We start from the raw sequence: 12564 nt of genomic DNA, 5'->3' as shown, positions 1-12564 counted from the left end.
CGGGTGTCCTGATGTATTGGCTTCAGGTCTATGCCTTTTATGAGCCGGTCACCTTCGGGCCAGGCGAGACGGAAATCCGTCTGACGCCGCTTGGCTCGGCGCAGCCAGAGGCCATCGTCGCAGACCATGTCGAGGGGATCGACGCGGACAGCTCGCCGCTGAGGTTCCGCGCCTGTTTCACCACACCGCTGTCGCAGTCGATGCTGACCGAGACCTATCAGATCTACCCGAACCCGGAACCGCTTAACGGCCCGGGCTGGTTCTCCTGCTACAAGGCGGATGAGATCGGCCATGCGCTGGAAACCGGCGAGGCACTGGCCTTTCTCTCTGAGCCCGGCATTCATCCCGGCGTCGACCGCGTGATCGCGGTCTTCCCCGATGGCCGCGCCTATGCCTGGCATCAGCTGCAGCCGGAAACCGACGACGGCCCCTGACCAAAGCAGGAATACCCCCTGCTCGCCCTGGACCCGCGCTGCATTCGGGCCTCGCGGGCGCCCCCCGGGCGGGACGCCAAACTGCAGCGTGACCACGCTGCCTCTGTTGTGATCCGCCGCAAGACTGGTTAGGGACTGCGGCACTGACAAAATACGGTGCCGCCATGCCAGACCTGCTGATCGAACTCTTTTCCGAGGAAATCCCGGCGCGGATGCAGGCCGGTGCCCGCGAGGCGCTGAGAAAGCTTGTCACTGACGGGCTGGTCGAGGCTGGCCTGACCTATGGTGGCGCCGGAGCATTTTCGACACCGCGCCGCCTGACGCTCGCCATCGAAGACCTCTCCCCCGCCAGCCGCACTGTCAGCGAAGAGCGCAAAGGGCCGAGGACCGATGCCCCCCAGGCCGCGCTTGACGGCTTCCTGCGCTCGACCGGGCTGAGCATCGACCAGCTGGAAAAGCGCGCCGATAAAAAGGCCGAAGTCTGGTTCGCCGTGGTGAAAAAGCCAGGGCGCCCGGCGTCGGAAATCGTCGCCGAAGTGCTGGAAAGCGCGATCCGCACCTTCCCCTGGCCGAAATCCATGCGGTGGGGCTCGGGCGCGCTGAAATGGGTGCGTCCGCTGCATTCGATCCTCTGCATCCTCTCGGATGAAAGCGGCGCCACCGTGGTGCCGCTGGATATCGACGGCATCACCTCGGGCGAGACCACGCGCGGCCACCGTTTCATGGCGCCCGACAGTTTCACCGTCACCTCTTTCGAGGATTACGCCGCTAAGCTGCGCCGCGCCAAAGTCATGCTCGACCAGGCAGAGCGCGAAGCGGCCATCGCGCATGGCGCGAAAAACCTCGCCTTCGCCGCCGGGCTGGAAGTGGTCGAAGATAAGGGCCTCCTGACCGAGATCGCGGGCCTTGTCGAATGGCCGGTGCCGCTGATGGGCCGCATCCCCGAGGCCTTCCTCGGCCTGCCGGCAGAAGTGCTGCAAACTTCGATGAAAGAGCACCAGAAGTTCTTCTCGGCCCGCAACCCAAAGACCGGCCGCATTGAGGGCTTCATCACGGTTGCGAATATCGAGACCCCGGATGACGGTGCGACCATCCTCGCCGGCAATCTGAAAGTGCTGACCGCGCGGCTGTCAGACGCGCGCTTCTTCTGGGAAAACGACCTGCGGGTGGCGAAGGCGGGCATGAGCGAATGGGCCGAGAGCCTGACCCATGTCACCTTCCAGTCGAAACTCGGCTCGCAGTCTGAGCGTATCGCCCGCATTGCGGCACTGGCACGCGAGATCGCGCCCCTCGTCGGCGCAGATGCAGACCAGGCCGAACATGCGGCGCGTCTGGCGAAACTCGACCTGCGCTCTGCGATGGTCGGCGAATTTCCCGAGTTGCAAGGCGTCATGGGCCGCTATTACGCGCTGGAGTCCGGAGAGCAGGACGCTGTGGCGAACGCCGCCCGCGACCACTATTCCCCGCTCGGCCCCTCCGACGCAGTACCGTCCGAACCCGTTTCGGTCGCCGTGGCTCTGGCCGACAAACTCGACACCCTGACCGGTTTCTGGGCCATCGACGAAAAACCCACCGGCTCGAAAGACCCCTTCGCGCTGCGCCGCGCCGCCCTTGGCGTGATCCGGCTGGTGCTGGGCAACAGCGCCGGCCTGAAATTGCTGCCCATTCTGAGCGGCCGCATCGCCACAGTCGGGACACCGGCTGCACTTGAGGTCCACAACCTTAGTGCTCTCGGCGATTCCAACTCTTACGCCCCTCAGGTGGCAAGTGACCTCCTTGCCTTCTTCCACGACCGCCTGAAAGTCTTCCTCAAAGACCAGGGCATCCGTCATGACGTGATCGACGCCTGCCTGGCGATGCCGGGGAATGACGACCTCACGCTGCTCGTCAAACGCGCCACCGCGCTTGCCGAGACGCTGAAATCTGACGACGGCAAAAACCTCCTCCAGGGCTACAAGCGCGCGAACAACATCCTCACCCAGGCCGAGGCCAAGGACGGTGTCGAGTATTCCTTCGGCCCCGAGCCGAAACTGGCCGAGACGGATGAGGAACGCGCGCTCTTTTCTGCCCTCGACGCGGCCGAAGCCAAAATCACCCCCGCCATGGCGAAGGAAGATTTCGCAACCGCCATGCAGGCCATGGCCGAATTGCGCGCGCCGATTGATGCTTTCTTCACCGCCGTGCAGATCAATGCGGAAAATCCGATCATCCGCCGGAACCGCCTGAACCTCTTGCACCGGATCCGCGCCATCTGCTCCGGCACCGCCGATCTGACCAAAGTCGAAGGCTGATCCCACCCGCCCGGCGCCAATACGCACCGGGGTGCGGGGGCAGGAAGCCCCCGCCGCCGCACCCCGCCTCTCACACCGCTTGCGCGAAACAAAATCCGCCCTATTCTGCCAGCCGTGCGAGGAGTGCTGCAGTGCAGAAACAAGCGAAGATCACCGCCTTTTCGGAAATCACCCAATCGGCGCCCATCACAACCGAGGCCCATGGCTGGAAGGCGAAATGCCTGCAGCGCCTCGTTCGTCTTGACCTGCCGGTGCCGCAATCGGTCGCCCTGCCTGCGGCCACCATCCGCGCCCTCGCCCAGGGGCAGCCGGTCGATGCCACTGCCATCCTTGCGCATTTCGGCACCGACCAGACCGCGGGCCCCCTTGTCTCGGTCCGCGCCTCTCCCGCCAATCCCGACTGGGGCGGCCCGGCCACCATCCTCAATATCGGGCTGAACGCGGCCCGCCATGCGGCGCTGGCGGAAAGCCATGGCCGCGAGGCCGCAGACGCACTTTGGTGTCGGTTCATCCAGAGCTATGCGATCCATGTCGCGCGCCTTGATCCCGATATGTTCGAGGATGTAGCCCCTGGCCCCGACGCGCTGCGCGAGCTGCGCCGGCTTTATGAATATGAGACCGACGAGCCCTTCCCGGAAGACCCGGCGCGCCAGCTTTCCGAAGTGCTGCGCTCGATGGCGCGGGCCTGGGAAGGCACCTCGGCCCGCCTTCTGCGTTCGGCCAAAGGCGCGCCGGAAGATGCCGCGCTTGGCCTTGTCGTGCAGCAAATGGCACAGGGAATCGGTCAGGGCATTTCCGGCTCTGGCGTGATCCAGTTCGTCGATTCTGTCACCGGGCTGAGCCGCATCACCGGGCGCTATCTCGGGCAAAGCCAGGGCCGTGACGCGCTGGCCGCACGCGAGGCGCTTTATCTTACCCGTGACCCTCGCGGCCCCTCGCTGGAAGAGGAAGCCCCGGAAATCATGCAGGACCTGATCCGGATGGGCGCGGTCTGCCGGGTGAAACTGCGCGAGGAAATGCAGATCGAATTCACCGTCGAAGACGGCAGGCTCGCGGTGCTTGACGCGATCCGCGTGGCGCGTTCCGTCCGGGCCGGGCTGAAAATCGCGGTGACGCTGGCCGAGGACGGGGTGATCCCGCAATCCGAAGCGGTGTTGCGGGTCGAACCCCGTGCCCTGTCCGAGCTTTTGCACCACCAGGTCGATCCGCGCGGGCTGCGCGATGTGATTTCGAACGGCATCGCCGCCTCGCCGGGCGCCGCCACGGGCAAACTGGTTTTCACCTCCGAAGCAGCCCAGGCTTCAGCCGCGCGCGGCGAAGAGTGTATTCTTGTGCGGCGTGAGACGGCCCCCGAAGACATTCGCGGCATGCATTCGGCGGTCGCCGTACTGACGGAGCGCGGTGGCATGACCAGCCACGCCGCCGTGATCGCGCGCGGCCTTGGCCTGCCTGCCGTGGTCGGTGCCTCTGATCTGCGCCTTGATGGCAAGGACAAGAAGCTGACCTCCCGCGATGGCCGCATCTTCCGCGAGGGCGATGTCATCACCATCGACGGATCGCGCGGCGAAGCCCTGGCGGGCGCTGCCGAAATGCTGCCGCCTGCACTGGATGACAGCTTTCACCGGCTGCTGACCTGGGCGGATGAGTTCCGCGACATCGGCGTGCGTGCCAATGCCGACACGCCCTCTGACGCCGCCACCGCGCGCAAGTTCAGCGCCGAAGGCATCGGGCTCTGCCGCACCGAACATATGTTCTTCGAAGAAGACCGCTTCACCGTCATGCGTGAAATGATCTTCGCCGATACCTCTGCCGACCGGGCCTCGGCGCTGTCGCGGCTTTTGCCGATGCAGCGCGAGGATTTCCTTCAACTTTTTGACCTCATGCAGGGTCTGCCGGTCTGTATCCGCCTCTTCGACCCGCCCTTGCACGAATTCCTGCCCGCCACGCGCGAGGGGTTGCGCGAGCTGGCCGAAGCGCTGGACCGTCCGCTTTCCGAGGTCACCCGCCGCGCCGAGGCCCTGCGCGAGGTGAACCCGATGCTGGGCATGCGCGGGGTCCGCCTCGGCGTCGTGCTGCCGGAAATCTACGACATGCAGGCGCAGGCGATTTTCGAGGCCACAATAGAGAGCGCGAAGCGCGGTGCGGTGGTGGTGCCCGAAGTGATGATCCCGCTGGTCTCGGCCGCGCGCGAGGTCGAGCTGATTCGCACCCGGATCGACGCGGTCGCCGCCGCCGTGCGCAGCCGTGCAAAAGCCGATTTCGATTACCGGCTCGGCGTCATGGTCGAAACCCCCCGCGCCTGTCTGCGCGCCGGCGAGATCGCGCAGCATGTGAGCTTCCTTTCGTTCGGCACAAATGACCTCACACAGATGACCTATGGTCTCTCGCGCGATGATGCCGGGCGATTCATGAACACCTATGTGCAGCAGGGTGTCTTCCCGGAAGACCCGTTCCACATTCTTGATCAGGACGGGGTCGGCGAGCTTTTGCTGATTGGCGCCGCACGCGGGCGGGAAACCCGCCAGGAGCTGAAACTTTCGATCTGCGGCGAACATGGCGGCGACCCGCTTTCCATCGCTTTTTGCCGTCTGGCGGGATTCGATTACGTGTCTTGCAGCCCTTACCGGGTGCCCATGGCACGTCTTGCGGCTGCCCATCTGGCGCTTCGGGACCATGTGGATAAGTGAAATGGAACCACAATATCATGTGGTTGCCGTGCAAAGTTAATAAATTCGAAACGCATTTTCGGCATTATTCCGCCGACGCTCACGAATATCTTGTGACCAATTCGCAACAATACTGGACCGACGGTCTGCGATTCGCTTAATCACCCCGCTCGTTGACGGCTTTGGTCACAGTTTTGGCCAAAGCTGCGTTTTTGGTGCCCACGGTGTCTGGAAAACCAGGCCCTGGGGTAACAGAGCAGGAACCCGACTATGAAACGCTCAGGGAATGTGCTGGCAGCGGTCACCGTGACCGCCACCGTCGCCCTCACCCAACTGGCCGCTCCGATGGCGGCCGAGGCAGATGTCACCCGCAGTGACATGAACAAACCACGCCTGACCATCGCTGAAGAGATGGGGCAGCTTCTCGGCAGCGAGAAGTCACGACTGAAAGAGTTTTCCGGCCAGTCGGCTGGCCAGCCCAGGACCACAACCAAAACCAGCGCGGCAGAAACCGGCAGCAAGGTTGTGACGAAAAGAACCACCGCGAAAGTGATCCGTCCCGGTGCGGATAATGACGCGGGCACCGAGGCAGACACCAGGACCGCCTCGGTCAGCCCCGACGCCGCCGCAGAGGACGATGCTCCACATACCGTGGTCAGAGCCACCGAGACGGGCAGTCTGCGGGTGATCGAGGAAGTGGTCTCGGAAACCATGGTCGACACGCCCGAGGGCCGCAAGATCCGGCGCGTGATCAAAAGGACAACAATCCGGGGTGGCGCAGTGAAAACGGCCGCCATTGCTCCGGCTCTCGGACCTGTCAGGCCCGACATCCGCTACGACACCGCCTGGCTCAGGTCGCAGCCGCTGGAACAGGGCGGGCGCGAATGGCAATGCCTGACCGAAGCCATCTATTTCGAATCGCGCGGCGAAAGCCTCCAGGGTCAGTTCGCCGTGGCCGAAGTGATCCTGAACCGGCGCGACAGCGGTCTCTACCCCGCCTCGGTCTGCGGTGTGGTGCGCCAGGCCGGCGGCGGCAGCTGCCAGTTCTCTTATACCTGCAATGGCAGTTCGACCCAGATGCGCGATGGCTATTCGCGCGAAATCGCTGGCCGCATTGCCTCTGTCATGCTGTCGGGCGCGCCACGCAGCCTGACCGAGGGCGCGACCCATTTCCACACCCGCGGCGTGAGCCCCTCCTGGTCGAAGCGCTTCGCCCGGACCACGGCCATCGGCTCGCATCTCTTCTACCGGCAACCCGGCGTCCGGGGCTGAGGCAAAGACAGACAGCTGCCCCGACCCGGTCCGGCGATTTCCGGTCCGGTCGGGGCAAAAGCTTTTCCTGTCGGTAAAGGGCTTGGGATCGGCGGCACGGGCTGCTAGGGATTTGCAATACCGGCACATCCCGCCGCCGCCAGACCAGCCGAAAGAGGCCGCCCATCATGACCACCAGCGACAGCGCCCTCGCCTTCGGCCATCCCGAAGCCCGTGCCGAGGCCTCGGCCAGTGCCGATCCGCGTGACCGGATCAGCCTGCGCGACCATGTTGTCGAGGCCGATATCGGCGCTTTCCAGAAGGAACGCGGCCATAAACAACGGCTTCGTTTCAATATCGTGATCGAGGTGCGCCCGACACCGCAGCCCTTGGAAGATGATGTCGACCGGATCCTGTCCTATGACCGGATCACCGAATCCATCGCGACTGAACTCGCGACCGAGCGCCTGAACCTTCTGGAAACCCTCGCCGAACACCTGGCCGAGCGGCTCCTTGCAGAACCCCAGGCGATGCGCGCCTTTATCCGGATCGAAAAGCTCGATGTCGGCCCCTATGCGCTTGGGGTCGAGATCGTGCGCTCACGCGCCGAAGTGCCGGTGCGGGCGGGCGACGACACGCTGCATCCGCTGGTCGTTTACTTTGACAATGCGACTATCCATGCGCCTGACCTGACTTCCCGGATCGACGGGGTGCTGTCTTCGGGCCAGCCCGCAGTCTTTTGTGTCGGCCTGCCCGATATGGCGCGCCCGCAGACCGGCCACCGCCCGACGCAGCGCCGCGTCGATCTGCTGGCCATCGAGCAAAACGCCTGGGTGCTGGCCGCGCGCGATCCGCGCTGCGTGGTCGTCTCCTCGCGCACCGAGATCGACTGGGCCATCAAACGCGGCAGATCCGTCGTCTGGGCGCCGTCGAAACTGGTGCTCGATGCGGTCGACGGGCCGCAGACCCGCGACCCGGTGGCACTGGCTTTGTGGCTGGCCGAGGAAATGGCGGCCTCTGGCCTCGTTCTTCACGGCGATGTTTCAGTCCCGGCGGGAAGCCGCATCCCGGCGGTAAAGGGCTGAGCCCCCCGCTTGTCAAACACCGGCTCCGCATGCAGAACCCCCGCACCCTTCTGCGGAGCCGTTGATGCCTGAGCGCCTGCCCCATCCTGACCAGATCCTGTCACCGCTGCCGCGCAGTGCCCTGACGGGACCCGCATCTGCGACCCGACATGCGCTCGCGGGATCGCGGCATCTGTGGTGGGACAGCGCTGACCGTCTGAGCAGGCGCGCGCCCCGGGCGGCACCGCCGGCACAGCTTGCCCCGGCAGAGACAGCGGCGATCAGCCGGAGCCGGGCCGATCTGTGCGGCCTGACCCTGGATCGGCCACGGATCATGGGCATCCTGAACGTTACCCCGGACAGCTTTTCCGATGGCGGGCGCCATAACGGCCTTAACGCGGCGGTCGACCGCGCGCGTGAGATGATCCGCGATGCGGAGATCCTTGATATCGGCGGCGAAAGCACCCGCCCCGGCGCCACCGAGGTGCCGGTGGCCGAGGAAATCGGGCGCACCGCCCCGGTTATCCGTGCCCTGCGCGAGGCAGGAATCACCACGCCGATCTCGATCGACACCCGCAAGGCGCGCGTGGCCGAAGCCGCGCTGGAGGCCGGGGCCGATATCGTCAATGACGTGACCGCCCTGCGTTTCGACCCCGATATGGCGGCGCTGGTGGCGGCGCGCGGCGTGCCGGTGGTGCTGATGCATTCGGTCGCCACGCCCGAGACGATGCAGAAACACGCGGTCTATGACGATGTGCTCTGGTCTGTGCGCGACCATCTCTACGAGCGGGTCGCGGCAGCCCTGAGCGCCGGGATCAGACCGGAAAACCTGATCCTTGACCCCGGTATCGGCTTTGGCAAGACCACCGCGCATGACCTGCGGCTCTTGCGCGAGCTTGCGGGGTTCCATGATTTCGGGCTGCCGCTGTTGCTGGGGGCCTCACGCAAGAAATTCATCGGCGCGCTGACCGGGGCGGCAACGCCTGCGGAACGCGTTACCGGATCGGTTGCGGTGGCCTTGCAGGGCGCCGCGATGGGCGCGCATATTCTGCGTGTCCATGACACAAGAGAGACCCGGCAGGCCCTGTCAATCTGGCAGGCGATTCAGGGCAACATCAGTGAGGCATGAGGCGTCAGGTCTGACGCCCGTGCGCGGTAAATATTTGGTCAGGGCTGAGCCCGGCAAAGAGGATTGATCATGTCTAAAAAGCTCTTCGGCACTGATGGCGTGCGCGGCCGGGCCAATAGCTGGCCGATGACGGCCGAGATGGCTCTGAAGCTTGGCGCCGCTGCCGGGCGCTATTTCCGCCGCGACGGATCGGCGGCGCATCGGGTGGTGATCGGCAAGGATACAAGGCTTTCGGGCTATATGCTGGAAAACGCCCTGACCGCTGGTCTTACCTCGACGGGGATGAATGTGCTGCTTCTTGGCCCGGTTCCGACGCCCGGGGTCGGGTTCCTGACCCGCTCGATGCGCGCCGATCTCGGCGTGATGATCTCGGCCAGCCATAATCCGCATGAAGATAACGGCATCAAATTTTTCGGGCCCGACGGGTTCAAACTCTCGGATGAGGCCGAGGCGGAAATCGAGGCCATGGTCGAGGGCGAAATCGAGCTGGCCGAGGCCCGCATGATCGGCCGCGCCAAACGGATCGAAGACGGGCGCGGGCGCTATCAGGAATTCGTCAAGACCTCATTCCCGGCTGGGCTGCGGCTTGACGGGCTGAAAGTGGTGGTCGATTGCGCCAATGGTGCCGCCTACCGCGCCGCACCCGAAGTGCTGTGGGAGCTTGGCGCCGAGGTAATTCCGGTCGGCATCACCCCCAACGGCACCAATATCAACGACAATTGCGGCTCGACCCATCCGCAGACGGCGGCCGAGGCGGTGATCACCCATGGCGCCGATCTGGGGATTGCGCTTGATGGCGATGCGGATCGGGTGATGATCCTTGATGAGAATGGCCTTGTCGCGGATGGCGATCAGTTCATGGCGCTGCTGGCAAGTCGCTGGGCGGCGGATGGGCGGCTGAAGGGCGGCGCGCTGGTTGCGACGGTGATGTCGAACCTTGGGCTGGAGCGGTTTCTTGAGGCCAAAGGCCTGAGGCTGGAGCGCACCGCCGTGGGCGACCGTTATGTGGTGGAACGGATGCGCGCCGGCGGCTTCAACCTTGGCGGCGAACAGTCGGGCCATATCGTGATGACCGATTACGCCACCACCGGCGACGGGCTGGCGGCAGCGCTGCAGTTCCTCGCCGAGATGGCACGATCTGGGCAAAAGGCCTCCGAGCTTACGCATCAGTTCGAAACCGTGCCGCAGCTTCTGAAAAACGTCCGTTACACCGCCGGTGCGCAGCCGCTTGAGGATGCGCGGGTCAAGGCGGTGATCCAGGCCAGCGAAAAGCGCATCAATGGCAAGGGCCGCATCCTGATCCGCAAATCCGGGACCGAGCCGCTGATCCGGGTGATGGCGGAATGTATCGACGCGGCCCTTCTGACCGAAGTGGTTGATGAGATCGCCGCGACCGTCGCCAGCGCCGGCTGATCCCCGCCGATCCCGCTGCGGGGCCATGACAGAGCCCAGGGTTTGCCTGACTGGTATCCCGCCCCTCTTTGCGCCAGGGTGGGGCAGGATACCCGACAGGAGGTCAGCATGACCCTATTCACCCCGCTGCGCACCGCCCTTCTCGGCAGTGCATTCGCCCTGCCCTTCGCGGCCCTCGCGCAGGACACCCCGCCCGACCGGCTGGACCTGCAGGGTCATGAGGTCACCCGCAGCGAGAATGCCGATTTCGAACAGGTGATCAGCGTCGATGGCGTCGAGGTGCTGAAAGACGGACAGGTCCTGCTGGACGGCGTCACCGAAGTTGCGGGCCAACAGGTAATCACCGGCATCGCGGGCGCCGGCGGCAATGCCTGCAACAGCACCCCTTTCGTGCTGTCGCTGAAAGACGGCAAGCCGGTGATCGACGGGCCGATTGACAGCTGTTCCTGGTTTGAAATGACCCCGCAGGACGGCGCGCTTGTCTTCCAGTCCGAGGCCTTCCCCGGCAGCCCTGCCGAGATCTGGACATGGAGCCCGGTCTCGGGCCTGACCGAGGCCTCTCCCGAGGGCTTCACTCCGAAATCCGGCCAGGGCTGGGAGAATTTCGCCAGCCTCGACAGCGCGCATCCTATCGATGCGCTTGGATTCGCGCCGGTCTATGCCGAGGTCAAGGCGGGCATGTCCGCTGCAGACTGGGATGCCTATACCGAGATTCTCGCCCAGCTTGGCTCGGGGGATCTGGTCGAAGGCGGCTATCGCGGCAGTGCCTGCAACAAGCTGATCTGCGACACGGAATGGGCGATCCTGTGGATCGACCAGGCCAGCCAGCAGGCATTCACGATGTGGAAGCCCGGGGATGAAGAGATGCCGAAGACCTGGCCCGCCGATCCGGGAAGCTGGCCGGAATGGGTGCAGCTGGATGCCGGTTCATCGGCCGGCGGCGCGAACTGAGACAAAGCAAAAGGGCCGGAGCATCGCTCCGGCCCTTCTTGGTTGGTCAGCCTGGGATCAGACCTCTTTGCGGCCCGAGGCGATGATGCAGACCAGCGTGATCACGGCAGCCAGCAGCATGTAATAGCCGACATAGGCCATGCCGTAATTCGCCTGCAGCCAGGTTGCGGCATAGGGTGCGAGCGAGGCGCCGAAGATGCCGGCAAAGTTGAAGGTGATCGACGAGCCGGTATAGCGCACCCTGGTCGGGAATGGTGCCGCCAGCACTGCGCCGATTACCCCATAGGTCAGCCCCATCAGGAACATGCCGATGGTGACAAAGAGGTAGATCGAGCTTTCATCATCGGCCGTACCCTGCATCAGCGGGCCGAGGAAGAACGAGAAGATCCCGATCAGAACCGTCACCACGATCAGGAAGCTGTAGCGGCCAACCCGGTCCGCGACCTTGCCCGCAAAGGGGATCGCAAGACCGAAGATCACCGAGCCGTAGATCTGGATCAGCAGCGCATCCTTGAAGGGGATGCCCAACGTCTTGATGTTATAGCCCAGCAGCCAGGCCGAGCAGATGTAGAACAGCACGAAAGTCACCAGCGCCACAAAAGTTCCAAGGAACAGATTGCGCTTGTGGTTCCTGAACACCTCGGCGACCGGCACGCTCACGCGTTCTTTCTTCTCGATGGCTTTCGCGAATTCCGGGGTTTCCGAGATCGACATCCGCACCCAGAGCCCCAGCACGATCAGGAAGATCGAGGCGAGGAATGGCAGGCGCCAGCCCCAGGCCATGAACTGTTCTTCCGAGATGAAATGCAGCAGGATCCAGAAGAAGCCCGATGACAGGAACAGGCCGACAGGCGCGCCGAGCTGCGGGAACATGCCATACCAGGACCGCTTGCCCTCGGGGGCGTTTTCAGTGGCCAGCAGCACCGCACCGCCCCATTCACCGCCAAGGCCAAAGCCCTGACCAAAACGGCAAACCGCCAGCAGCAGGGGCGCCGCGACACCGATCTGTGCATAGGTCGGCAGCATGCCGATGATGACGGTCGAAACCCCCATGGTCAGCAGCGCCGCCACAAGCGTCGCCTTGCGGCCGATCCGGTCTCCGAAATGGCCAAAGACAATGGCACCGAAAGGCCGCGCAAAAAAAGCGATCGAGAAGGTCGCAAACGAGGCCAGCAGCGCGGTCATCGGGTCAGAACCCGGGAAGAACAGCGCCGGGAAGACCAGCACGGCAGCCGTGGCATAGGCATAGAAGTCGAAGAACTCGATGGTGGTGCCGATCAGACTTGCCAGCAGCACACGCCGCGGCGAATTCTTCGGCCCTTCGGCGGCGGTACCGCCGGCCAGAGTGGTGTCAGACATTTCTCA

9 protein-coding genes are annotated in these 12564 nt (G+C 64.4%); 8 read left to right on the top strand and 1 reads right to left on the bottom strand.

Annotated features, from left to right (window positions below; translation table 11 throughout):
* Positions 1–11 precede the first annotated feature (11 nt).
* The 8 genes from BLW25_RS05755 (at position 12) to BLW25_RS05720 (ending at position 11199) form a co-directional block, all read left to right on the top strand.
* The gene (locus BLW25_RS05755; protein ID WP_092901583.1) at positions 12–434 is read left to right on the top strand and encodes a DUF6446 family protein; all 423 of its coding nucleotides are present in this window, start codon (positions 12–14) and stop codon (positions 432–434) included.
* A 164-nt stretch (positions 435–598) separates the two neighbouring features.
* Positions 599–2725 (top strand): glycine--tRNA ligase subunit beta, encoded by a 2127-nt coding sequence (glyS, locus tag BLW25_RS05750; protein ID WP_092897206.1) that lies wholly within the window; start codon positions 599–601, stop codon positions 2723–2725.
* 131 nt (positions 2726–2856) lie between these two features.
* Entirely contained in the window at positions 2857–5412 is a 2556-nt protein-coding gene (locus BLW25_RS05745) for a putative PEP-binding protein (RefSeq protein WP_092897204.1), read from the top strand.
* A 249-nt stretch (positions 5413–5661) separates the two neighbouring features.
* Entirely contained in the window at positions 5662–6663 is a 1002-nt protein-coding gene (locus tag BLW25_RS24905; RefSeq protein ID WP_253188225.1) for a cell wall hydrolase, read from the top strand.
* 167 nt (positions 6664–6830) lie between these two features.
* On the top strand, positions 6831–7727 hold the full coding sequence (locus tag BLW25_RS05735) for a dihydroneopterin aldolase (RefSeq protein ID WP_092897202.1): 897 nt from the start codon (positions 6831–6833) through the stop codon (positions 7725–7727).
* Positions 7728–7791: 64 nt separating this feature from the next.
* The gene (folP, locus tag BLW25_RS05730) at positions 7792–8835 is read left to right on the top strand and encodes a dihydropteroate synthase (RefSeq protein ID WP_092897200.1); all 1044 of its coding nucleotides are present in this window, start codon (positions 7792–7794) and stop codon (positions 8833–8835) included.
* A gap of 69 nt (positions 8836–8904) precedes the next feature.
* Entirely contained in the window at positions 8905–10248 is a 1344-nt protein-coding gene (gene glmM, locus BLW25_RS05725) for a phosphoglucosamine mutase (RefSeq protein WP_092897198.1), read from the top strand.
* A gap of 108 nt (positions 10249–10356) precedes the next feature.
* Positions 10357–11199, top strand: coding sequence for a hypothetical protein (locus tag BLW25_RS05720; protein ID WP_092897196.1), 843 nt, complete (start codon positions 10357–10359; stop codon positions 11197–11199).
* A gap of 57 nt (positions 11200–11256) precedes the next feature.
* On the opposite strand, the gene BLW25_RS05715 is transcribed toward BLW25_RS05720, so the two are convergent.
* Entirely contained in the window at positions 11257–12558 is a 1302-nt protein-coding gene (locus BLW25_RS05715) for an MFS transporter (RefSeq protein WP_092897194.1), read from the bottom strand.
* Positions 12559–12564: the final 6 nt, after the last annotated feature.

The organism is Rhodobacter sp. 24-YEA-8 (assembly GCF_900105075.1).
Classification (GTDB): Bacteria; Pseudomonadota; Alphaproteobacteria; order Rhodobacterales; family Rhodobacteraceae; genus Pseudogemmobacter.
This window is presented reverse-complemented; position numbering and strand designations above follow the sequence as displayed.

Coding starts and splice junctions, on each gene's coding strand:
- BLW25_RS05755 (WP_092901583.1), top strand. CDS start 12: ATGTATTGGCTTCAGGTCTATGCCTTTTATGAGCCGGTCACCTTCGGG.
- glyS (WP_092897206.1), top strand. CDS start 599: ATGCCAGACCTGCTGATCGAACTCTTTTCCGAGGAAATCCCGGCGCGG.
- BLW25_RS24905 (WP_253188225.1), top strand. CDS start 5,662: ATGAAACGCTCAGGGAATGTGCTGGCAGCGGTCACCGTGACCGCCACC.
- BLW25_RS05735 (WP_092897202.1), top strand. CDS start 6,831: ATGACCACCAGCGACAGCGCCCTCGCCTTCGGCCATCCCGAAGCCCGT.
- folP (WP_092897200.1), top strand. CDS start 7,792: ATGCCTGAGCGCCTGCCCCATCCTGACCAGATCCTGTCACCGCTGCCG.
- glmM (WP_092897198.1), top strand. CDS start 8,905: ATGTCTAAAAAGCTCTTCGGCACTGATGGCGTGCGCGGCCGGGCCAAT.
- BLW25_RS05720 (WP_092897196.1), top strand. CDS start 10,357: ATGACCCTATTCACCCCGCTGCGCACCGCCCTTCTCGGCAGTGCATTC.
- BLW25_RS05715 (WP_092897194.1), bottom strand. CDS start 12,558: ATGTCTGACACCACTCTGGCCGGCGGTACCGCCGCCGAAGGGCCGAAG.